The sequence below is a fragment of the Sporosarcina sp. genome, assembly GCF_029257255.1.
Taxonomy (GTDB): domain Bacteria; phylum Bacillota; class Bacilli; order Bacillales_A; family Planococcaceae; genus Sporosarcina.
Window position 1 is genome coordinate 16,514 of record NZ_JARICI010000009.1, and the last position, 20,575, is coordinate 37,088.

28 protein-coding genes are annotated in these 20,575 nt (G+C 44.2%); 5 read left to right on the forward strand and 23 right to left on the reverse strand.

Annotation, left to right across the window (positions count from 1 at the left end; genetic code table 11):
• The first annotated feature begins 246 nt into the window (after positions 1-246).
• Positions 247-1,200, forward strand: a complete 954-nt coding sequence (locus Q1J64_RS02100; RefSeq protein WP_301107443.1) for a calcium/sodium antiporter — start codon at positions 247-249, stop codon at positions 1,198-1,200.
• Positions 1,201-1,290: 90 nt separating this feature from the next.
• Here Q1J64_RS02100 and Q1J64_RS02105 read toward each other — a convergent pair whose 3' ends face one another.
• The 4 genes from Q1J64_RS02105 to Q1J64_RS02120 all read right to left on the reverse strand — a co-directional run bounded on the left by Q1J64_RS02105 (position 1,291) and on the right by Q1J64_RS02120 (position 4,074).
• Positions 1,291-2,160, reverse strand: a complete 870-nt coding sequence (locus Q1J64_RS02105) for a hypothetical protein (protein WP_301107444.1) — start codon at positions 2,158-2,160, stop codon at positions 1,291-1,293.
• 120 nt (positions 2,161-2,280) lie between these two features.
• Positions 2,281-2,793 carry a hypothetical protein gene (locus Q1J64_RS02110; RefSeq protein WP_301107445.1) on the reverse strand — a complete coding sequence of 171 codons (513 nt, stop codon included), beginning with the start codon at positions 2,791-2,793 and terminating at the stop codon, positions 2,281-2,283.
• Between the two features lie 54 nt (positions 2,794-2,847).
• Complete coding sequence (yxiS, locus tag Q1J64_RS02115; protein ID WP_498051613.1) at positions 2,848-3,066, reverse strand: protein YxiS; 219 nt, start codon at positions 3,064-3,066, stop codon at positions 2,848-2,850.
• A 21-nt stretch (positions 3,067-3,087) separates the two neighbouring features.
• Complete coding sequence (locus tag Q1J64_RS02120; RefSeq protein ID WP_301107447.1) at positions 3,088-4,074, reverse strand: Rpn family recombination-promoting nuclease/putative transposase; 987 nt, start codon at positions 4,072-4,074, stop codon at positions 3,088-3,090.
• A gap of 671 nt (positions 4,075-4,745) precedes the next feature.
• Here Q1J64_RS02120 and Q1J64_RS02125 point away from each other — a divergent pair.
• Positions 4,746-5,762, forward strand: coding sequence for an aromatic acid exporter family protein (locus Q1J64_RS02125; RefSeq protein WP_301107448.1), 1,017 nt, complete (start codon positions 4,746-4,748; stop codon positions 5,760-5,762).
• A gap of 69 nt (positions 5,763-5,831) precedes the next feature.
• Here Q1J64_RS02125 and Q1J64_RS02130 read toward each other — a convergent pair whose 3' ends face one another.
• The 13 genes from Q1J64_RS02130 to Q1J64_RS02190 form a co-directional block, all read right to left on the reverse strand.
• Positions 5,832-6,269 carry a PH domain-containing protein gene (locus Q1J64_RS02130; RefSeq protein WP_301107449.1) on the reverse strand — a complete coding sequence of 146 codons (438 nt, stop codon included), beginning with the start codon at positions 6,267-6,269 and terminating at the stop codon, positions 5,832-5,834.
• 116 nt (positions 6,270-6,385) lie between these two features.
• Complete coding sequence (locus tag Q1J64_RS02135) at positions 6,386-7,231, reverse strand: GNAT family N-acetyltransferase (protein WP_301107450.1); 846 nt, start codon at positions 7,229-7,231, stop codon at positions 6,386-6,388.
• Positions 7,232-7,327: 96 nt separating this feature from the next.
• Positions 7,328-7,537, reverse strand: coding sequence for a hypothetical protein (locus tag Q1J64_RS02140; RefSeq protein ID WP_301107451.1), 210 nt, complete (start codon positions 7,535-7,537; stop codon positions 7,328-7,330).
• Positions 7,538-7,560: 23 nt separating this feature from the next.
• The gene (locus tag Q1J64_RS02145) at positions 7,561-8,007 is read right to left on the reverse strand and encodes a hypothetical protein (RefSeq protein ID WP_301107452.1); all 447 of its coding nucleotides are present in this window, start codon (positions 8,005-8,007) and stop codon (positions 7,561-7,563) included.
• Positions 8,008-8,066: 59 nt separating this feature from the next.
• Complete coding sequence (locus tag Q1J64_RS02150; RefSeq protein WP_301107453.1) at positions 8,067-8,261, reverse strand: hypothetical protein; 195 nt, start codon at positions 8,259-8,261, stop codon at positions 8,067-8,069.
• 82 nt (positions 8,262-8,343) lie between these two features.
• Positions 8,344-8,553: a hypothetical protein gene (locus tag Q1J64_RS02155; protein WP_301107454.1), complete on the reverse strand. Its 210-nt coding sequence runs from the start codon at positions 8,551-8,553 to the stop codon at positions 8,344-8,346.
• Positions 8,554-8,643: 90 nt separating this feature from the next.
• Positions 8,644-8,994: a DUF2200 domain-containing protein gene (locus Q1J64_RS02160; RefSeq protein WP_301107455.1), complete on the reverse strand. Its 351-nt coding sequence runs from the start codon at positions 8,992-8,994 to the stop codon at positions 8,644-8,646.
• Between the two features lie 124 nt (positions 8,995-9,118).
• Entirely contained in the window at positions 9,119-9,595 is a 477-nt protein-coding gene (locus tag Q1J64_RS02165) for a hypothetical protein (protein WP_301107456.1), read from the reverse strand.
• A gap of 144 nt (positions 9,596-9,739) precedes the next feature.
• Positions 9,740-10,141, reverse strand: coding sequence for a DUF4362 domain-containing protein (locus tag Q1J64_RS02170; RefSeq protein WP_301107457.1), 402 nt, complete (start codon positions 10,139-10,141; stop codon positions 9,740-9,742).
• Positions 10,142-10,225: 84 nt separating this feature from the next.
• A complete protein-coding gene (locus tag Q1J64_RS02175; RefSeq protein WP_301107458.1) occupies positions 10,226-10,789 on the reverse strand; it encodes a DUF6434 domain-containing protein in 564 nt (187 codons plus the stop codon).
• 92 nt (positions 10,790-10,881) lie between these two features.
• On the reverse strand, positions 10,882-11,676 hold the full coding sequence (locus tag Q1J64_RS02180) for an alpha/beta fold hydrolase (protein ID WP_301107459.1): 795 nt from the start codon (positions 11,674-11,676) through the stop codon (positions 10,882-10,884).
• A gap of 115 nt (positions 11,677-11,791) precedes the next feature.
• A complete protein-coding gene (locus Q1J64_RS02185; RefSeq protein ID WP_367183378.1) occupies positions 11,792-12,289 on the reverse strand; it encodes a DUF4871 domain-containing protein in 498 nt (165 codons plus the stop codon).
• Positions 12,290-12,778: 489 nt separating this feature from the next.
• Complete coding sequence (locus Q1J64_RS02190; RefSeq protein ID WP_301107460.1) at positions 12,779-13,153, reverse strand: hypothetical protein; 375 nt, start codon at positions 13,151-13,153, stop codon at positions 12,779-12,781.
• A 325-nt stretch (positions 13,154-13,478) separates the two neighbouring features.
• On the opposite strand from Q1J64_RS02190, the gene Q1J64_RS02195 reads away from it, so the two are divergent.
• On the forward strand, positions 13,479-14,393 hold the full coding sequence (locus tag Q1J64_RS02195) for an MBL fold metallo-hydrolase (RefSeq protein WP_301107589.1): 915 nt from the start codon (positions 13,479-13,481) through the stop codon (positions 14,391-14,393).
• Here the strand turns inward: Q1J64_RS02195 and Q1J64_RS02200 are convergent.
• The 6 genes from Q1J64_RS02200 to Q1J64_RS02225 form a co-directional block, all read right to left on the reverse strand.
• Positions 14,368-15,102 (reverse strand): hypothetical protein, encoded by a 735-nt coding sequence (locus Q1J64_RS02200; protein WP_301107461.1) that lies wholly within the window; start codon positions 15,100-15,102, stop codon positions 14,368-14,370. The two genes, Q1J64_RS02195 and Q1J64_RS02200, sit on opposite strands and share 26 nt — an antisense overlap.
• Positions 15,103-15,124: 22 nt before the next feature.
• Entirely contained in the window at positions 15,125-15,412 is a 288-nt protein-coding gene (locus tag Q1J64_RS02205) for a TIGR04104 family putative zinc finger protein (RefSeq protein WP_301107462.1), read from the reverse strand.
• A gap of 107 nt (positions 15,413-15,519) precedes the next feature.
• Positions 15,520-15,786, reverse strand: coding sequence for a hypothetical protein (locus Q1J64_RS02210; protein ID WP_301107463.1), 267 nt, complete (start codon positions 15,784-15,786; stop codon positions 15,520-15,522).
• 62 nt (positions 15,787-15,848) lie between these two features.
• Complete coding sequence (locus Q1J64_RS02215; protein ID WP_301107464.1) at positions 15,849-17,159, reverse strand: 2-hydroxycarboxylate transporter family protein; 1,311 nt, start codon at positions 17,157-17,159, stop codon at positions 15,849-15,851.
• On the reverse strand, positions 17,159-18,022 hold the full coding sequence (locus Q1J64_RS02220) for an HpcH/HpaI aldolase/citrate lyase family protein (protein ID WP_301107465.1): 864 nt from the start codon (positions 18,020-18,022) through the stop codon (positions 17,159-17,161). Before Q1J64_RS02220 ends, Q1J64_RS02215 begins: the two co-directional genes overlap by 1 nt.
• Positions 18,023-18,034: 12 nt before the next feature.
• Complete coding sequence (locus Q1J64_RS02225; protein ID WP_301107466.1) at positions 18,035-19,213, reverse strand: CaiB/BaiF CoA transferase family protein; 1,179 nt, start codon at positions 19,211-19,213, stop codon at positions 18,035-18,037.
• Between the two features lie 137 nt (positions 19,214-19,350).
• Between Q1J64_RS02225 and Q1J64_RS02230 the strand changes: the two genes are divergently transcribed.
• Positions 19,351-19,995 carry a GntR family transcriptional regulator gene (locus Q1J64_RS02230; protein ID WP_301107467.1) on the forward strand — a complete coding sequence of 215 codons (645 nt, stop codon included), beginning with the start codon at positions 19,351-19,353 and terminating at the stop codon, positions 19,993-19,995.
• A 116-nt stretch (positions 19,996-20,111) separates the two neighbouring features.
• On the forward strand, positions 20,112-20,525 hold the full coding sequence (locus Q1J64_RS02235; protein ID WP_301107468.1) for a DUF1284 domain-containing protein: 414 nt from the start codon (positions 20,112-20,114) through the stop codon (positions 20,523-20,525).
• The last annotated feature ends 50 nt before the right edge of the window (positions 20,526-20,575 follow it).

The following is a 20,575-nucleotide window of genomic DNA, read 5'->3' on the forward strand; positions in this document are numbered from 1 at the left end:
AAGTGACGAGATCATTTCAAATCTGTTTAATTTGAATTAACAAGGTGCCTAGATTCATCACAACGCCTGATCATATATATTCGTAATTACTCAAACAAACGTGAATGTTCAAACTTTCATGTTTGTTTGGCGCACAGGCACCTCACCTAAGTGATTCCTTTTTATATTCCGTTATAATGGGTATGTATGTAACGTGACTTGAAATACTAGGAAGAATACTCGAAGGAAACAGGAGCGAATAAAACAATGGCATATATTTTATTACTTGTAGGATTTGCATTATTGATCAAAGGAGCGGACTTTTTCGTTAACGGATCCTCCAATATCGCAAGACTTCTCCGGGTTCCGCCTCTCTTAATCGGCCTGACCATCGTCGCTTTCGGCACCAGTTCTCCGGAAGCAACAGTCAGTATTATCGCAGCGCTCGAAGGCAGTTCGGGTGTCGCGGTAGGGAACGTGGTCGGCAGCAACATTTTCAACATTACGCTAGTTGTCGGAATGGCTGCTTTTCTTTACCCGCTGAAAGTGGACAGTGAGACAATCAAAAAACAAATTCCGTTCACGCTACTCGCAAGCGTAGCCTTGCTGATCCTGATGAGTGACGTAGTGCTGCAGGGATTCGGCAGCAATGTTATTTCACGCGGCGACGGTTTTATTTTCCTGCTGTTCCTGTCCATCTTTATGTATTATGTCATTGAGACCGGTCTGAAAAGCCGGAAAGACGCGGAAATTAAGCCACCGGAAACGGATATCAGCTGGGGCAAGAATATTGCCGTCACGCTGCTCGGGCTGGCTGCCATCATATTCGGCGGGAATCTGGTGGTAACGAACGGCACGGAAATTGCCTATTCTCTCGGCATGAGCGAAACGCTGGTCGGGCTGACGATTATCGCGATTGGTACATCACTTCCTGAACTGGTCACTTCTATTACAGCTGCATTGAAAAAAGAAAGTGAAATAGCGCTCGGGAATATTGTGGGGAGTAATATCTTCAATATCTTATTTGTACTAGGCGCCTCGTCAGCCATTTCTCCATTGGCAGTAAGCGGCGAGGTCGTTATTGACGTCATCTTTATGATCATTCTGACTGTGTTATTACTGATCTTTTCAAGAACCGGCTTCAAAATCGGAAAGCGCGAAGGACTCGTGCTCGCCGTTTTGTACGTAGTGTATTTGGTTTATATCATTTTACGGAATTAAGGGCAGCGGTGCCTGTGTGGAAAACATTCATGACTGTTCAAACAAACGTGAATGTTTGAACTTTCACGTTTGTTTGGCACACAGGCACCCTTAATAAAATATCGACCCGCCCATATCCATATAATACGCCTTGCCATTCTCCGCATCGATCATGCGCACATGGCCGTCCGTTTCCGGGAATGATGGCAGATACGTCAGTTTGTAAAACGTCTTTCCCTCTTCATCGAACTCCATCATCATCTCGAGTTTCATCTTCATCTGCTGCACCAACTTCTCCCTAGCCTGCTGTTTCGTCAGCACGGGGACAGTTCGCGTGTCTGCCGGCGGAAGTTCTTCTGTCGGTTCCATGGTGGAGGTGATGATCCGACCGGAGTAACGACCGACCGAGACAAGTACCGTATGACCTTCGACCGGCACACCGTTCAAATGAAACTGGAAAAAGAATTCCTGCGCATCCTCTTCTTCCGATTCATCGGGCCCATCAATCCACTCTTCGTCCTCATCTGGACATCCTTCTTCATTTAATTCATCCAGCTCGTCCATCAGCTCCTCGACGAACTCCTCCAGTTCCTCCCACTCTTCATCAACGTCCGGCTTCACCATCCAGAAATGCTGCGGCGCATCCGGGAACAGTCTGTACAGGTAATCAAGCGCATGCCGCAGAAGTATTTCCCCGTCCAGCTCATCTTCCTCACCCGTCCACTCTTCGCCGTTACAGACATAGACCGGCCGGTTCGCGCTGTCGTAATGGATCGTGACCATATTCGGTGAATACGCTTCACTGAAGTCGATTTCATCCGGCGTTTCCAATGAAGGATGCTGCCACTTTTCAACTTGCACTCCATCATCCTGTTGCTCGCCGATCTTCACATGCTGCTCCGCGATGCCAATCATCCGGCGGAGAGGAGTGTCCGCAGGCAAATGGGCTGGGAGCGGCTCATACTCCCTGCCCTCCGCCACGCTGTCCGGTTCGCTGCCGTCAGCCGGGATGTCAACCGCCGCTTCCTTCATCGACCACACGAGCCGGTATGTATCATCGCCGTTGCGGAACAATTCCGTATCGGTCTTCTGGATCTCCAGTTAGAAATCGGTGCGCTCCATATAAGCTTCTTTCGCTTCTTCCTCTGAAATGACGTGCTCCGGATAGCGCACGTCGGCAGGCCCTTCATCGAAACTGAACTGCACGACTTTGCCTGCCGCCGTGATCGTCAGGGAGAAACCGATGCCAGGCAGATCCAGCCCGTAACGCTCGTCCTGTATGCCGTACCCCACCAAATAGGGATCATCCAGATCAATCACCGACTGCAGCCGGTACGTCTTCAGCCCGTCCGGATGAAATTCACGGATGAACGCCTCCGCGACAGCCGGCATATCCCCCGGCTTGGATCCGCTCGTGCCGTATTCATCCGGATCAAGATACTCGAAATGCATCAGGCGGTCTTCGGCATCAACCGTGCAGACCGCAAACGCTTCATCCGCACCTTCTTCCATTATGTAGAAAGATTCCCCGTTTTCCGAGAAATCGAATTCAGATTCTGTAAAAGTCACATTCATCTCCAGCCAGCCGGCCAGTTGGTTCAGTGTCTTTCCCATGTGATTGCCCCTCTCTAGTTCATGTATTCAGTATAGAGGAAGGGGCACAGTCGTTCAAAAATAAGACGGCCTGCATCGAATTTCTCCTGCCGGCCGTCTTATTTCTTCCGTTTCATTCACTACGATGAACGCCAGATCGTCGTTACCGAACATCTGAAGCACCACGAGCATTGTGTCATCACCGATAGGCAGCTTATCGAACCCATCATCGTCCGCGATCTCCTCCATCAGCACTTGACTCGGCGGCTGATCCGCACGTTCTAGTTCACCGATTCCATTAGACTCCCTCTTGCTTCAGTTGTGCGTTTCCGCCTGAATCTCCAGCACCTCTTGAAGTTTCAACCCTGTTTCTTCAGCAACCTTTTCCGCCTCAATTCCATTGCTGAGCATGTAACGAGCCATTTTCCTCAGAGTTCTTTTCTCTCCTTTCTCTGCTCCTTTCTTTTCTCCTCTTTTCTCTCCTCTTTCTTCCCCCCGAAGCTCCGCCTCCCGAACCACGGCTTCTTCATCCAGGATCCGTTTTAGCCTGGATTCATACGCATAGATTTCTTCAGGCGATCTGCTGAGCGACTCCCAGCTTTCGAACGCCTGATGAAGCGACTCATCTTTCATAGCGATCTCCTCCAGTTCTTTCAAAATATCGTCGTAGATTTCCCCGTTCCGCTGATCGACTATACCAAGTAACAGCAGCCACCTCGCCAGCACATCATCCCGAGGATCCAATTTCCCTTCTTTCCAAGCCCGGATCAATTTCGGCATCTCCACAAAATGCATTTCCATCATATCGGTCAGCCGGAAACGCTTTTCCTGCTCATATAGACAAAAGGTCGTATGGAAACTGTCTGTCTGATGAAACAAATTAAAATTCATCAAATTCACTGTAATGACAGGGTTCAACTCCCTGTACGCCATCTTCTTCCGCATCTGATTACGGTAGACAGATGCCCAATAAAAAAGGGAGCGCGCCACCATATCATATTGATTATTAAACTGGATCTCTACATTGATCCACTCGCCCTTCTCCGTAACGACCAATAAATCCAGGCGTGACTGTTTGTCTTCCGCATATTCTCCGCCTGCTTCCAGATTGGTAAAAGAAATACCGGTAATTCGGTCCTGTCCCGTCCTTTTCAGCACAGCATTCAAAAACACGATCGTGATTTCCTGGTTCGGTTCATTGCCGAACAGCTGCTTAAATGCATAATCCACTTTCAAATCCATTAATCGATCTAGAGGGATTCGCTTCACGATCCTTGACGTGATTTCTATGTTCCCTGCCACCTCTAATTCCTTTTATTCTACCACCAAAAGAATAAACTGACTATTCTAACGGCATGTTGATCTGATTGTAGGCGGGAAGGCATTCAATCGTCAAAACGATAAAATTGCATGTTGAATGTCAAAAAGTGCTTAGCTATCAGGCAAGGAATTCATAAAACTTGTTTTTGGTATGGGTTTTAATAGAAAAAATGAAATTTGCACATTTATTTGGGGGTTTTCGGGCATGCCGGATTATAGTTCGAGCCATTTTACGATTCGGCGGCTACGGTTCTAACGAGTGTCCAGACGAAAGGAGTATGCATTAAATACTGCAAGCCCAGACAGCCAATGAGGAGGCTTTCCTGAAATTATTGGAGATGAAAAAAGGAAAAAACATTCATTTTTCCTCCAATATATAAAGCTCCCGTCTCCATTAAGAGAGGAGAGCTTAGATTCCCGTAGTACCACCCCAGTTGCCACCATACGTGACCGCTTTACAGCCTAATTCCAACATGCTATATTTACAGCATCAGTACCCACCACGCCTCTTCACAATGCGGACCACGGTGGGTCATTTTTTATTTGGACGAGGACGTGCCTGTGCGTCACACAAATCCAGAACAATTCAGAATAGTGTCTAATTTGCGCAGCACACAGGCACCCGACAGGAAGGAAGAGGAGGAGAAAACCAAATGCGATCGTTTCAATTTCACGGCAGCCGAATAATAAAAACAGGACTGGCTATATTTTTAACGGCCGTTATCTGCGAGTGGTTTAACTGGCCTCCTGTATTTGCAGTCATCACAGCGATTGTCACGATCGAGCCGACTGTCAGTGATTCCATCAAAAAAGGGATCGTCCGATTTCCTGCCTCTGCCATCGGTTCTGCATTCGCTGTATTTTTCATCGCACTTTTCGGGAATTCCCCAATCACCTATACACTGGCCGCGGTCTGCACGATCCTCGTCTGTTACCGGCTGAAACTTCACGCAGGCCTGCTAGTTGCCACATTGACGGCAGTCGCCATGGTGGAAGTCATCCACAGCAATTACTTGATCGCATTTTTCATTCGGCTCGGAACGACAACGACGGGATTGCTGGTGTCCACGGCGGTTAACATGCTCGTCTTTCCACCCAATTACAGCAAGGCAATCGCGGAGAATATCCAGCGAATCGGCGAGCGGGCCGGCGGAATGCTCGAGCAGACATTCCGGACCATACTGTACGACAGTAACGCAAACCACGGGACAGAGCAGGCGATCCTGGATCAGCTCACAAATGAAATCAGAAAGACGGAAACTCTAATCTATTTCCAGCGTGACGAATCGAAACTGCATCTGTTGGCCGGTGGCAATAAAGAAGCGCTGCACATGGCCGAAAAGCAGTTAGTTTTCCTGCATAAACTGGAATACCACGTCGGCACGCTGCTGCAAATGCCCCTGTCCACCATTTCCTGGACGACGGCGGAACGGGATCTTATTATGCAGGCCGTAACCGAACTGGCAGACGACCTGAAATCTTCGAGGGATTATGATTCAGTCAAGCATCAGCAGCAACTAAAAAACATCACGGATCTTTTCTGGGAAGACAATGAAGAACTGACGAAAAATAATGAAATCCATCCAACACAATTCCCTCCCGAGCTAATCATCCTGTATGAACTGGTGGCAATTTATAATTTGGTGGATCAGTTTTATCATGTTGAATAGGTGTCCGGGAAAATGAAAAAACCGCTTCAAAAAGTCTGGAACCTCGACTTTTCAAAACGGTTCGGCTGCTTAAGAACCCAATAGTTTTGCTTCCACTTCAATACGCGGATTTCGGGATGCTAGCATTCTGACAAATTGCGTCTCATTCTTCGGTGAGATTTGGATATCCCGGTATTTCCCATATTCCAACGCCAATCTGTCCACGGACAGCGCGGGCGTCGCCAACACGCTCTTCACTTTGCGCACCCTGCGAATGTCTGCAATCAGAACCCGGTACACGAGCGGGCCGTTGCGGATAGTGAGGGTCTCTTCTCCGACATGATAAGTCGTGCCGAACCAGATCCACAACAGAAATCCTATCAACAGCAAGCCGAACAGCAGCCACAGAACAGACGCCAAATTAAATTTACTCTCAAGCCCGATACTCACCGCGATAATCGCCACCGTGATCCAAACTGCCGCAAAGTACACGCCGTCCTTTTTCGATGCGAATAAAATCCTCCTCACCCTTCCCTTTTTTCTCGTGCCTGTGCGCCAAACAACTTCAGAACAATTCAGAATAGTTTCCGAATCGTGTGGCACACAGGCACCATTTCAACCACTAAGCAGTCTTGACCACTATTTCAGCCCACCTCAACCACCGCAAAATCCGCAATCTGCACATAACCGATCTCCTGATAGATCTTATTCGCCGTAGCATTTGCTAGGTCCGTAAACAGCACGCAGAATTCAAACTCCTTCAGTAGTTCAGCGGAGACTTTCGCGACCATTGTCCTGCCGTAGCCTTTCCTGCGCTCATGTCTCGGTGTGAAAACCATCGAAACCGTCACACCGCACTCAGTCGGACGTGCCTTCTTCATCATTGACACGACTTTTCCTTCATTCTCCCAGACGAACACTTCTTGTCTGCCGATGAATGAGGCAACTTCCTCCCGCACCTCGTCCTTCGGAGTAAGCGGCAAGCCAGCTTCTTTCTCGAATAGCATCAGCCATGCAGCGATCTGCAGTACGTCTCTCTTCGTTGCCACACGCCAGTTCCCTGGACTGTCTTCCAGCTCCGGATTAACCGCATCGAGCCGGTAGACTCCTTCATCAATTTTCACTTCAAACGCGCTGCCCGTTGCCTTCTTCCACTTCTCTGCGAATGAAATCGCCCATTCCTTTTTGCTGATCACCGAAGGAAACGAGATGGATTGTTCGGCGAGTTGCTGAACCACTTGCTCCAATATTTCATCTGCTTTTTCCGTATTGTTGACGATAATATTCAGTGGATAAGGAGGCGTCATCTGCAGTAGCGCGGCCACTTCCCCTTCATCTTCCATGACCGCCATGAATGGATTGTCATACTGCCCTGCTTTGATCGCTTCCATTATGCCGTAGAACAGACTGAATGTATCTTCGTGCTTTGTCAGGATTGGCTTTGCTTTTAGTGAAAATTGCTGTGGATCTGTATACGTTACGAATTCCATTGATCTGTCTCCAATCTAAATTTTGATGGTGCCTGCGCAGCACGCAAATCGCAAACAATTCAGAATAGCTTCCGAATTGTTTGGTACACAGGCACCCTAACTTTTCCGGTTCAATATAAATTCATAGACAACCGCTGCTAGCAGCCCGCTGCCAAAAACGAGCGGCGGAGAAATCAGAATACGCTCTGACAGAATGTAATAAAAATAATTACACGCAGAAACGAGCATATATGTATAAAAACCAAGTATGGTGGCACTTCTCCAGTTGCTCGATTCTTTGTCATTCATCTTCTTGAAAAATTTCATGCAGCACCGCTTTCTGTCAGAATTTATTCGGATCTCTGTATGTTCAAACCTTCCACCGCACAAATCAACTCCCTGTAATACGAGGAGCGAATAGAAAAGCCGCCGAATTCCTCGTGTGTCGTACAACTAAACCATGCAAAGCCATTCTTTATGAAAGTCAGATCTTCGGGCAATCCCGGAGCCACCCAATCATATAACGAATGCGCATAGTGTTTTACTAAATTGCATGTTGTCTCATTTATCTCCATAACAAAAACTGTAGCCGCAGGACCCTTTGTCATGGTATTCGCCCACGTCTTGGTTTTATAAGATTCCAGAACATAAGGAGCGAACTGAGCCAGTACTTCCTGGTTGTATGTAAGTTCCTTTCTTGTGATGAAATAGAACTTATCTGAGTAATCGAAAAGGATCTGGATCAACTGCGAATACACTTCGTCCTGCGGATTTTCTGTTAACTCCCAGTATTCCATCCACTGACCCCCATTTCTGTCTGTAACTCGCACTCTCATTACGCGTGCCTGTGTGCCACTCAATTCAACATGGTTGCAACATCTTTTTCTATTTCAAAGATCAAAAAGTCATCATCTTCTTCGACAACAACTTTTTCATATTTACACTCTTTGTCAATGATCATTTCAAAGTAGTTCGTTTCGTTATTCAATTCAAAAACCGGACATTGATCAAACCGGACATCACCAATAAAAATGGCTCTAATTTTTTTCATTATAATCTCCTTTCAATGTACTTTTATTTATTATCGGCTTCCCCAACAATTTGGCCCTGTTTCTAGAACAACCACTATCTAATCACCTGCACTCAAATGAATATTCACTTGTAAGATTATTAAAGATTTCGATTGTCTCTTCACCGCCGTTTTCATGACATTGTGAACTCAATGCACTGATTTCCTTCGTATTAAAATAACTGGTACCCGCGATTAAAAGAGAAACAACTAGCAATAGTGTAACTCCAATCATTACAACACCTGTAACATATTTATTTTCGGATAAACTCATTTTCAGCACCCTTTCTTTAAAGTTCCTGTGTGCCACACAAATCAAAAACAATTCAGAATAGCCTTCAAGTTGTGTGGTACACAGGCACTCTCACTCCCGCAAAATTTTCTCCATCTTCTTTCCTTTGGCCAGCTCATCAATCAGCTTATCCAAATAACGAATTTCCTGCATGACGGACTCCTCGATATCTTCCACCCGGACGCCACAGACAACGCCCTTAATCAATTCCCGGGACGGATTAAGCTGCGGAGCCTCCGCCAAAAACGTCTCAAAATCTGTCTGCTTTTCCAAATGCACTTCCAGCTCTTCTTCATTATAACCTGTCAGCCAATAAATGATTTCATCCACTTCTGCTTTCGTACGCTCTTTCCGCTCCGCCTTCGCCACATAAAGAGGATAGACTTTCGCAAAACTCATCGAATAAATTTTATGTTTGGTCATTGGATACTCAACCTTTCTGCATGAAAAACTCAGGTGCCTGTGTACCAGACAACTTCGAAACACTTCAGAATAGTTTCCAAATTGTGTAGCACACAGGCACGCCTACAATCTGCATATATCTTCTTTACTTTGTCACCGCCCGGATCTCTTTTATCGAATCCGTAAAACTCGGTGCAGGATCACTTATCTGATGTCCTTCTGCAAGCGACACGTAATAATCTTCATTCGATAATTGGTAGTAGTATTGATTTTCCTGCTCTTTTTCAAAATAAATGGTATATTTGTGCTTGGATTTCGTCTCCAATTCCCAGCTTCCGCCGAGCTCCATCACAACCGTTGCTGAAATTCTTTGGGCAACGTAGCCTTTTTTATCTTTCAGTAATTCACCGGCAGAATACGTATTTTTATCATGTTCAATCACTAATAGTTCTTCTTCGTTCATTGTTGTGATCAAGTCGATATTGCCTTCAATCCCTTCACTTTGAATAAGATTTTCCAACGCCTCATCTTTTGACAGGAAATAGTTTGTTTCGCTGTCTTCACTGCAGGCTGATAAAAATAACGCACTTGCCATCAGTAAAATTATTACAAATTTCTTCATCAAAGTTACCACCTTTTCCATTTCTACATTTGAAACCATGAACAATCATTACATGTTGAATGTCTTTCAGGTATTTAAAGCAGTAAGCCAAGAAGTATTGTCATGATCCCCATGAGGATCCCACTTCCAATCAACCCCGCTTACTTACTCTGGAATTTCAAAATCAAAATGCTTTCCGGTTTCAGAAGAACATTCAGTTAAGTAATATTTCATTCCTCTTTCACTAGTTTTACTTTCCAGATTCTCGCAAGTTCCACTTTCTGTTCCTTTATCAGAACCACCAAATTTATCATGTGAATCATCGTGCGTGTAAGTAATACTTTCACCGTTATAATCAAGAGTATCAAAAATCGGATCGCCTTCAATAGTTCTTCGTACAATACGAATTTTATCTTCATTTTCATTTTCAACATTTTTGATAAACTCTTCAAGTTTATCTAAGTTACTTGTAATTTCTTCTTGCTCAAATACAATATCGCTATCTTTTACTCGGTTACAAGCGGTCAAAATAACGGCAAACAATAGTAGAGGAAATACTTTTCTCAATAGCTTTATCCTCCTCAAAAGCGGGAAATTTGTGTATTGCACATGCACATACCAGTGATACAGAATAAAGTGTTGCAAATAAAATTATCCATTATATTTATTACTACCCGGTAAAGATTTAACAATATTCCAGGCTTCAATTAAGTCTTCTCTGTTTTTATTCATGTTTTTGGGATCCGCAAAATAATCTCTGGTAAATTGATTGTATTCAAATTGTGAACCTATTTGTGTTTTATAGGATGGGTCTTTTTTTCTTTCCTCTTCCTCATACCATGCATCCACAACATCCCGATATGTCTTCCCTACATTTCCCTTAAAATAGTCTTGAATATAGGTTGAGAAATGAAATTTTGGAATTACAGATTGAAAGAATACCCTAACTACCTGACTACAACGATGGTATTCTGTAATCACCGTATCTAAACGTAACTCTTCCAATTTCATTTCTTGTGACGAAGGACTTCTTTTCCTCATTGGTTTTTGTGTTTTTCCTGTTTCAAGAAATATAGCAATTCTCTCTGTGATTTCACTTTTAGAACCAGACGCACTCATACCATGTTCTCTGCAAAAAATTTGTAATTCTTCTTTCAACCAATAAAAGTCTCTAAATTCATTCGCTTTTAATTCTTTATCTAATTCTGGTCTCATTTTATCCCCTCCCCCTATTCGAAGTGCCTGTGCGCCACACAACTTCGAAACAATTCTGAATAATTTACGAGTTGTGTGGCGCACAGGCACCCTTACATACTTAAAAAACCCGCCAATACACGATTAAATTCATTGTAGTTGTCAACATTCGAATTATGAGCAGCATCACTTATCACGGCTACCGGATGCCCACTCCGAGCTGACCACTTATAATTATATTTCTTCACATTCCCTGTATGATCATTCTCCCCAATTACTAATAAAACAGGAAAGGTGAATTCAGCTGTTTTCGTTCTCTTCAGCAACTCGTTATAGGAGACGTCCATGATGTTGATGATTTCCTTTTTACTAAGTTTAGAAACGGAAGAATACATATTTGCATAAGCATAATCCGTTCTAGTGGCACCTTTAGAAATGCTTTTGATTAACGTTTTATAAGGAATTAACGACGATAAAAAACTGATTTTGGATAAAATAGCTCTTTCCCATTTCGGGTAATAATCATGTCCAAAAGGAGTTGTGTCTATGCCAACAAACCCTTTAACTTTTTCAGGATAACGAATTCCAAACTCCTGACAAACATAGCCTCCTAAAGACTGACCAATTACAGTAACTTCACTTATATTTTCCAACTCTAATAAAGCATCTAGTACATCAGCTATATTTGAAAGTGTAAAATTTATATAATTACGAGACTCTCCATGAAGAGGAAGATCTAACATAATAATTTTATATTCGTTACGGAAACATTCGACTTGCTTATCAAACATTGAATGATCAGCAGTCATACCATGTACAAAAACCAGACATTTTGCATCAGGGCTTTGTTTGCCACCAAACCAATAAGATAAATAGCCACTTTCCGTAAGAATGAATTTCTTCTCCATTGCTTCTCCCTCCTTTTCTTCAATTAAAAACGTGGTCTGGTTGTATAGGAAAGGTCGCACTGTCATTTCAACTTACATAACTTTTTGCTGGTAAAGAAATTATATTGCACACGTACTATTCAGTAATTTCATAAACCAATTCATCAAATAAAACCTCATTCGTATACAGCAAGAGTGCCCATTCTCCAGCAATCGGAATCTTTACACTGGAAGGTGCATGTGCATCTGCTCCATTATTCTCTCCTGCCAGATCTATGGTCCAACCTGTTGTCAGGATCTGATGGACAGTACCCGTTTCTCTGTGAAAACCAACGACCGTTAGCTGAGTAGCACTAGGATTCTCAATCCCCCAAAGGTGCCACATCCACTTTTGCACGCTTAAACTTGGCTGATCCACACCAATAACACCTGATTTATTTTCATTCCCGATCATATTGTCTTGCAGCTTCACGGCTTTTTTATCCCAATCAATTTTCTCGAAATCACTTTCTTTAACAAACTCTGGTGTATCTTCAGGTAATGTCAATTCGCTTGTAACGTTTTCATTTGTAGAGCAGCCTGCAACTAGAAAAATTATACTCAAGAACACAACTACCATAGATTTCAGCTTCAAAATCTCTCCCCCTTTAATGAACTTTTAATAAATGAAATCAGGCATTGTATCAGTGTAAAAATTATGGAAAATGAAAGATAGTTAACCACACTGCCTGAATAAATAAGCTTTCTTAATTAAAAAATACCAACTCGGCATTACATTACCAATTGAAAACTCACATACTCTCACATCGAATACCTTAAAAAAATGCATGACCTGATTCATGAATCAGTACAATAATCGGACTGATTCATCACTATGAAATTTAAGAAAGAGACCATCTCAAACCCCTTGCTTCTATATACGAAAAAGGAAAAACAAGGTTTCAAATTTATCTGAATACGGAAGGGGTTTTGAGACTATCTGGTGAAATAACTTTTTAATTCACGAGGTTGTCTGGAGTAAGTATCATCATTGAAAATTTGTGGAGAAGTGATTCGCGGTACACGTATTTATTCAGGTATCGCACTGCAATTTGTTACAAAAACAGTAATGCACTGGTCATTCTTAAACGCAATCACAGTTATAGAGATAAATATAAGTGGCGACACCAACTATCCCCACCGCAATCATACCAATACCTTTTGCCGTACTTTTATTTTTATCCAACAGTTCCTCCACCCACACAACACACCAGCCAAAGAAAAATAGACCCATTCCCACATGTTGCAAAAATTTTATTCCAGTAGCTGAAACTGAACCAGTTAGAAATAGCAGCAACCCAAAAAACAGAGGCGCAATTCCTAAAAAGAATAGAGGACTTTTAATTTCTTTTATCACTTCATGCCGTTTCTCTTCATCCATTTTTCTAACGGCACGCCAAGCGAGAAGAATGGGTACAACCCATATCAACACTACATATACAACCTGAATCAGCATCATACCAGTACCCCGTTTCCGAAATTATATTGCAATAAAGTACTATGACATCCACAGTCCTCCGCAAACAGCACCCTCAGCTCCTAGTAGAATAAATAGATAGCAAGCCAAATTTAAACCAAAAATCGTCAGGTTCATATTCAAGTATTTTCAATGCAAGTCTCCATTATTTGAAATTCACGCTTATTTTCCATTAAACTACTATGGACTGATGTGCCTGTGCGCAAAACAACTTGAAAACTATTCAGAATAGTTTTGGATTTGTGTGGCACACAGGCACCTCCACAGGCACCTCCAAAGAAATGCGAAAGGAAGATCATTCATGTCACTGAAAAAGCGCTACGCCAACCTGGATCATGTAAGCAGCGGCAACTCCCTGCCTGATCTCCTACGCTGGCAAAATGAACGCAGAAAAAATCAAAAAGATCTCAGTATGTTAATAGAACAGGCACCTCACAAAGAAAGTAACCGGCTAATCGCCAATAGAACCGAAGCTTCCATCACATGGATCGGACACTCGACGTTTTTGATTCAAATGAACGGGATCAATATGATTACCGATCCAGTGTGGGCGTCCCGCATGCCGATTATGAAACGTTTAACCGAACCTGGCATCAAACTAAACGAACTGCCGGAAATTGATATCGTGTTTATTTCGCATGGTCATTATGATCACTTGGATTTCCCCACGCTAAGACGCTTGAAAGGCAAGCCAACCTATTTCGTTCCCGCTGGTTTGAAAAATGCTTTCAAAAGACGCGGCTATAAAAAAGTAGTGGAAGCTGAATGGTACGATTCCTTCCTGCTTGATGATCTGACATTCACCTTCGTACCCGCACAGCACTGGACGAAGCGGACGCTGACAGATACGAACACTTCGCATTGGGGCGGCTGGATCATCGAAAGCAAGGAACATTCCGTCTATTTTGTCGGTGACACAGGTTACTTCCGCGGATTTCAAGAGATTGCTGCGAAATTCACTATCCAAACTGTGCTGATGCCCATTGGAGCTTACGAACCCGATTGGTTCATGAAAGTGGACCATATTAATCCGGAAGATGCTGTGAAAGCTTTCCTTGAACTAAGTGGAAAGACATTTATTCCGATGCATTACGGTGCCTATCATTTGGCTGACGACACCGGCCCGGAAGCGATTGAACGACTGGATATAGAGTGGAACAGACGACAGCTGGATCCATCCCAATTAAAGAAAATGCTTATTGGGGAGACGTACTGGCTGTGATGTACTCACGGACCGTCTGCAGCATCTTTTCCTGCATTTGCTCGTCATTCTGTTCTCTGTCAATCGAGTATCCTATGTGATAAATATGTCCTTCATAATAAGCGTAGAATTCATTGGCAGCGGTCCCTACAACCTCTATGCCTTTATCCGTTTCTTCATAATACCGATACAATAACGCACTGTCGGTCGTGAGGATTTGCTGGTAGATAGACAGATCTTCCGTTAACTGTTCCTTTTTAATTACGTTGCCAACAGAGTCCACTTTGTCCGTAATATCATACGATTCAAGCGGGTTTTTATCGGCTTCTGTTACAGAAATAATAAAAAAGTCATCGGACTGTCCATACTCATCTTCACTAAAGTAGCTTACCTGCACTTGATTTCTCACTTTACCATTCTGATCTTTGGACGTGACCAGATAGACTTTCTGCACATCAGCTCGGAATGGCAGCTTAGTCGGGTCAATCGTTTTTACAGCGGTTTTCATTTTTTCGGATAGTGACGGATCGGATTCAATAATCGGAATCGGTTTATAGAATTTGACGTGCTCTCTTTCATCCAGATGGTCGAAGGGTTTAAAATACTCGCTGAATGTCACGCCGTCGCCTTTCACTTTAACAAGATCTGATGGGTCGGTTGAGCAGCCGACTACTAAACTGCTTACAAATACTAGTGAGAAAAACCAGCCTGCTATTCTTTTCATTGTCATCCGTAACTCCCCTTTATTCTAATTACAAAGCTTTTCTATACCTGACAGCAAACGGCGCCAACATGGAACCGATAAGTACAATAAAACATGCACCCGCCAGTATCAACGCATATTGTGGATTATCTGAGAATGAACTCCCAAAAAGCACCGCCGGAAACATGGTCATTGAAACAAAAGTCAACCGGCCAAGCGGGGTGATTTTATGCAATGTCCCGCACTCACTGCATGCTATCGGCGTATAATTTCGCCACAGAGAAGTGAAAGTCGTCTTCCAGTCAAACTGCTTACCGCAGTTCTCACACTTTTTCAAAATAAAGCCACCTCACATTGTTGTATACTTCCACTTGAGGAACAGGAAATCTTTTCCTCTATGATAAGCTAAAATGAAGTACTTTGCTACGATAAGATGATTTTCAATTAGGACAGCTGGTATCTGATGTTGTCCATTTCTTCTTTCGTGGCATAATCATAATCAAAATTTCCAAGTCCCGCCTGCTGTGGCAGTTTGAGCAGCTCGAATTCGTCCATGATCGATTTGCGGTCTGCAGCAGACAAGCTGCCGCCTTTCCCGCAAATGCTGGATGTCTGCTGCGGGACGGTGTTCTGGATAAACAGCTCATACTCACCGATCCATTCACGTTTTGAACCTCTGTCCTCAGAGTTCGACGTATAAAGCTCCGCCACCTCCAGACATAAAAAACAGCAGCATCAACCACTAAAGGTTCATACTGCTGTCTGTTCGTCTATTATACGAAGATATTGACCAGTAAACTAGCGAGCAGGATAATCAAGGCACCGCCGAGTCTGGATGAAATCTGGGCAAACGGCATAAGCTCCATGCGTTTGGCTGCAGAAAGAACAGCTACGTCACCTGTTCCACCCATATTGGCCATACAAAGACCTGCTGTGATCGCTGCTTCAATCGGGTAGAAACCGACAAGTTTGCCGACCAGACCCGCACCGATAATGGCACCTAGAACTACACCCATTACGATCACTACATATTGGATACTCAGAGCAGAAAGAATTGCACCTAAGTCTGTGTAAACTACCCCAACCCCAATCAATAGAGCAAGCGTAAAGTTCTTTGCAACAAATTGATACCACTGACTTGCACTTTCTTCAATGAAAGCAGGCAATAGATTGGTTGCTTTCACGATCGCTACAGTCAGAATCATAATAGCATATGGATGAATCGGTATGAACTGACCAAGAATAGTACCAACCATATAGAAGGAAGCCGCTACGAGCAGTCCAACACCCATCTTGCCGAAATCCGCTTTCAACACCGGTTGTTCATAAGTGAATCCTTTAATCAGTTGCCCGTTGCCTGTAAGACTTGGAAACTTTTTGCCCAAGACATTCAAGCCTGCTGCTAAAATAATCGCGAACACGTTACCAAGTGCAAGAGCAGGGATTAACAATGACATGTAATAACTGGTATCTTTCCCAAGCAGCTCAGAATACACTTCCGCCATAGGCACAGCTCCCGCTCCGAGACCTCCACCCATAATTGGCAGTGTCATAACGAGTACTGAATCCTGGATAGAAAATCCGACAATTTTCCCGACAATAGCCGCCAAGACAATAGCTCCCACAATTCCCGCAAGCAACGGAAACGCATAGCGCAGACCCGCCTGCAGAAGCACTTTTGAATTCATTCCTAAAATACTGCCTGTAATCAATGCAGCAATATAAAAATTCAGGAAGTCGCCAGCTTTCATAAACTCTGTAATGCTTTCAACGGTACCGGCAGGCATTAAGCCCGAGTAGACCAGATAAGACGAACCGAAAATCGCGACAATTGCGCCTCCTCCAAGGAACGTCTTAATAATTGGCGTATGATCGCCGATAAAGCCGAGCAGCTCACCGAGTACAATCATGATCAGCAAAGCACCGATCAATCCCGGCGGCAGAACGCCCATATACATACTTACGATCGCAATGGCCGAAAAGCCTAAGAACCAGCCGATCGGTAAATTAAAAATCGTGATCTTGCGTGACAATAATGGATTGTCATTATAATCCATGGTTGTTTTATTCTCATCAATCGCCATCAGTTTTCCCCCTGTTGTTTCGAATCCAGCATCTCTGCTAGTTCGCAAATCTGTCTTGCCCGCTTGATGATCGGCTCATCGACCATCTTGCCGTTTAATTGGAACACCGCAGCGCCGTGTTCTTCTACATATGCCATGATTTCTGCAGCTTGATCCTTCTCAGCCTGGGTCGGCTGAAAGATTGCGTTGATGCAGTCGACTTGCATCGGATGAATGGCCAGCTTACCGCCGAAACCAAGTCCCTTCACCATCAAAGCCTCTTTTTCAAGTCCTTCCGTATCTCTGAAATCAACGAAAACCGTATCAATCGGTTTCTCCAGTTCAGCAGCACGGGAAGCCAGGACAATTCTGGAACGTGCATACAATAATTCCGTTCCTTCCGCCGTCAGCGTGGCTCCGATATCTAAACCGAAATCTACAGAACCGAACGCCAGACGCTTCACACGATCAGAAGAACTTCCTATTTCAAAGGCATTCTGCACACCAAGTGCTGTTTCAAGCAAAGGCAGAATCCCAACATTCGCCGGTACCCCCAATGAATTCAGTAATAAGTCCAGCGCTACAACATCTGTATTACGATTCGTCTTGGGCAGCATGATTGCTGTAAGTGTATCCGCTTTCAGATTTGCTATAGCGTGGATATCTTCTAAAAAGTATGGTGTTTCCATGGAATTGACGCGCACAATCACAGACTTTGCAGTCGCTGAGAGAGCGTTGCATACTCTCTCCCGTGCGTCCGCTTTCTGATCGGGTGCCACGGCGTCCTCCAAATCATAAATGATGACATCGGCAGGCAACTGCTCTGCTTTGGCAATCACTTTTTCATTATTTCCTGGAACAAATAGAAATGATCGTACTAACATCGTCAGCCCTCCTCAGATTGTGTTCGTGTCCTTACATTTTTGAATGAATTCTTCATCAAAATCAAATTCGCGCAAGATGCTGTCTGTATGTTCCCCGACCGACGGAATCGCTTCCATCACAGGTTCAAAATCTTCAAATGTCGCAGGTGGCAGCAATGCTTGAATCATGCCGTTCGGCGTTGCCACGTCACGCCAGCGGTTACGGGCCTTCAACTGCGGATGCTGAACGAATTCTTCAACCGAATTTAATCGCGCATTGGCAATCTTTGTTTTTTCCAGCAGCTCGATTAATTCATCTGCAGTGTAGGCAGCGAAACCTTCTTCAATGATTTGCTTCAGTTCTTCTTTATTTTCCACACGGGCTGAATTGGTCTTATACTTTTCATCCGTAATCAGATCCGGGCGCTTCATAACTGTTTCTGAGAATGAAGCCCATTCGCGGTCATTCTGTATGGAGAAGAAGACAAACTTTTCGTCGTTCGCAGGGAATGGTCCGTACGGGAAGATTGTTGCGTGACTTGCTCCCGATCTGGCCGGTTCTGTGCCTCCGTAATGTGAATAGTAAAGCGGATAGCCCATCCACTCCCCAAGTGCTTCAAGCATAGACACTTCAAATACAGAACCTTTGCCTGTCCGGCTGCGCTGAATGATTGCTGTCAAAATTCCTGTATACGCATACATTCCAGCCGCAATATCCGCTACAGACATGCCGGCTTTCGATGGTGTATCTTCTGTTCCCGTGATTGACACAAGTCCTGCTTCACATTGAATCAGCAGATCGTACGCTTTCTTATCGACATACGGCCCGTAAGAACCATAGCCTGAAATGCCGCAAACAACCAGTTTTTCGTATTTCTCTTTCAACAACTGCGGGCTGAAACCTAAACGATCAACTGCACCCGGCGCTAAATTCTGTATGAAAACATCTGCTTCTGATAAAAGCTTGTGTAGGATTTCTTTTCCTTCATCACTCTTCAAGTTCAGTGTCAAAGATTCTTTTGATCTATTGATCCAGACAAAGTGACTGGACATGCCGTCAACTGTCGTATCGTAGTGTCGTGCAAAATCGCCGCTGACTGGGCGTTCTATTTTAATGACTCTGGCACCGAGATCTGCCAGCTGTCTAGTAGCAAACGGAGCTGCAACAGCCTGTTCCAATGAAACAACTGTAATTCCCTCAAGTGGTAACATGGATTCTTCCTCCTTTGGATTCTGGATACAGAATACTGTATCAATATTATAGTGACTTTTTTAAGTTGTCAATCTATTTTTCTTTGTTGTAGAATTTCCTTAAAGAATCGATATAATGGAGAGAATAGACGAATGGAGTGCATGTCCAAATGAAACCGATTGCCAAACTATCCACGAGGGATCAAGTCATCGCGACTTTGCGGAAAGCGATCTTTAACGGTGACTTAAAAGACGGGGAAGAATTAATTCAGGAAGATATCGCTACTAAACTAAATGTCTCTAGAATGCCCGTCCGCGAAGCCTTCTACGCTCTCGAGCGCGAAGGTCTCCTGACGACTAATCAAAAACGTCGGGTCACTGTTAAAGGAATTACCCATAAAGATATCGAAGATCACTACGACATCCGCGCCATGCTCGAAGGCGAAGCATCGGCAAGAGCAAGCCAAAAAGACTTCGACAAGGACGAGCTCCGCGAAGTACAGCAGGATATTGAAACAGCTGTAGCTGAAGGTCAAACAAAAGATTATATCATCGCCAACGAGCATTTCCACCGCATCATCTGGAAAGCTTCCGACAGCGAACGCCTACAGTCCTTCCTTGACCAAATGTGGAACGGCCTGCCCCCTCACCTCGCCGAGATGCTCGGGGAACAGATGAATAAATCCATGCAGGAGCACAAACTAATTGTCGACGCAATACTTTCCGGCAATGCAGACAAAGCAAGAGAAGCAACAGAAAATCATATCCGACGGAGCATGAGAGACTTCCTGGAAAACTATTGAATGGTTCCTTGAGTGGTGCCCTGAGTGGTGCCTGTGCGCCACACAATTCCAAAAGAATTCAGAATAATTTCTAAGTTGTTTCGTACACAGGCACCACAAAAGAGAGGCGGTTTCAGATGATTAAATTGCGCGGCCATCATATATTCTGCTTACTTGGCTATCGCGGAATGGGCTACTCGGAAGAATACGTGGAGAATATGACGAAGGTCCACACGATTTTGCGCGAACAGCCCGACACGATGATCCAAGTCATCCAGGGGACCGACGATCTGTGCGCCAAATTCCCTGACGACCAGCCTTATCACTGCGAAGACAAAGGGATCTACGTACGTGATTCAGAAATATTGAAGAAGCTTGGCCTGACTTACAGCGATGTGCTGCCATGGCGCGAAGTGGAGCGACGGATCCGGACGCACGTTGTGCCGGAGGATATTGCGGTTGTGTGTAAAACTTGTTCCTGGCGGGATTATGGAGTTTGTGAAGAGGGCATTGGGCTGGTTAGGGAGTTGAAGGGTTTGAGGGAAGTTTGAACAGATTTCTTATGATATTCACCCCAAGAAAAAATAGCAGTACAGACCTT

Excerpts from the sequence above, each read along its gene's own strand:
- Q1J64_RS02100 (WP_301107443.1), top strand. The coding sequence starts at position 247 with ATGGCATATATTTTATTACTTGTAGGATTTGCATTATTGATCAAAGGA.
- Q1J64_RS02110 (WP_301107445.1), bottom strand. The coding sequence starts at position 2,793 with ATGGGAAAGACACTGAACCAACTGGCCGGCTGGCTGGAGATGAATGTG.
- Q1J64_RS02125 (WP_301107448.1), top strand. The coding sequence starts at position 4,746 with ATGCGATCGTTTCAATTTCACGGCAGCCGAATAATAAAAACAGGACTG.
- Q1J64_RS02135 (WP_301107450.1), bottom strand. The coding sequence starts at position 7,231 with ATGGAATTCGTAACGTATACAGATCCACAGCAATTTTCACTAAAAGCA.
- Q1J64_RS02140 (WP_301107451.1), bottom strand. The coding sequence starts at position 7,537 with ATGAAATTTTTCAAGAAGATGAATGACAAAGAATCGAGCAACTGGAGA.
- Q1J64_RS02145 (WP_301107452.1), bottom strand. The coding sequence starts at position 8,007 with ATGGAATACTGGGAGTTAACAGAAAATCCGCAGGACGAAGTGTATTCG.
- Q1J64_RS02150 (WP_301107453.1), bottom strand. The coding sequence starts at position 8,261 with ATGAAAAAAATTAGAGCCATTTTTATTGGTGATGTCCGGTTTGATCAA.
- Q1J64_RS02155 (WP_301107454.1), bottom strand. The coding sequence starts at position 8,553 with ATGAGTTTATCCGAAAATAAATATGTTACAGGTGTTGTAATGATTGGA.
- Q1J64_RS02160 (WP_301107455.1), bottom strand. The coding sequence starts at position 8,994 with ATGACCAAACATAAAATTTATTCGATGAGTTTTGCGAAAGTCTATCCT.
- Q1J64_RS02165 (WP_301107456.1), bottom strand. The coding sequence starts at position 9,595 with ATGAAGAAATTTGTAATAATTTTACTGATGGCAAGTGCGTTATTTTTA.
- Q1J64_RS02175 (WP_301107458.1), bottom strand. The coding sequence starts at position 10,789 with ATGAGACCAGAATTAGATAAAGAATTAAAAGCGAATGAATTTAGAGAC.
- Q1J64_RS02180 (WP_301107459.1), bottom strand. The coding sequence starts at position 11,676 with ATGGAGAAGAAATTCATTCTTACGGAAAGTGGCTATTTATCTTATTGG.
- Q1J64_RS02190 (WP_301107460.1), bottom strand. The coding sequence starts at position 13,153 with ATGATGCTGATTCAGGTTGTATATGTAGTGTTGATATGGGTTGTACCC.
- Q1J64_RS02200 (WP_301107461.1), bottom strand. The coding sequence starts at position 15,102 with ATGACAATGAAAAGAATAGCAGGCTGGTTTTTCTCACTAGTATTTGTA.
- Q1J64_RS02215 (WP_301107464.1), bottom strand. The coding sequence starts at position 17,159 with ATGGCGATTGATGAGAATAAAACAACCATGGATTATAATGACAATCCA.
- Q1J64_RS02220 (WP_301107465.1), bottom strand. The coding sequence starts at position 18,022 with ATGTTAGTACGATCATTTCTATTTGTTCCAGGAAATAATGAAAAAGTG.
- Q1J64_RS02225 (WP_301107466.1), bottom strand. The coding sequence starts at position 19,213 with ATGTTACCACTTGAGGGAATTACAGTTGTTTCATTGGAACAGGCTGTT.
- Q1J64_RS02235 (WP_301107468.1), top strand. The coding sequence starts at position 20,112 with ATGATTAAATTGCGCGGCCATCATATATTCTGCTTACTTGGCTATCGC.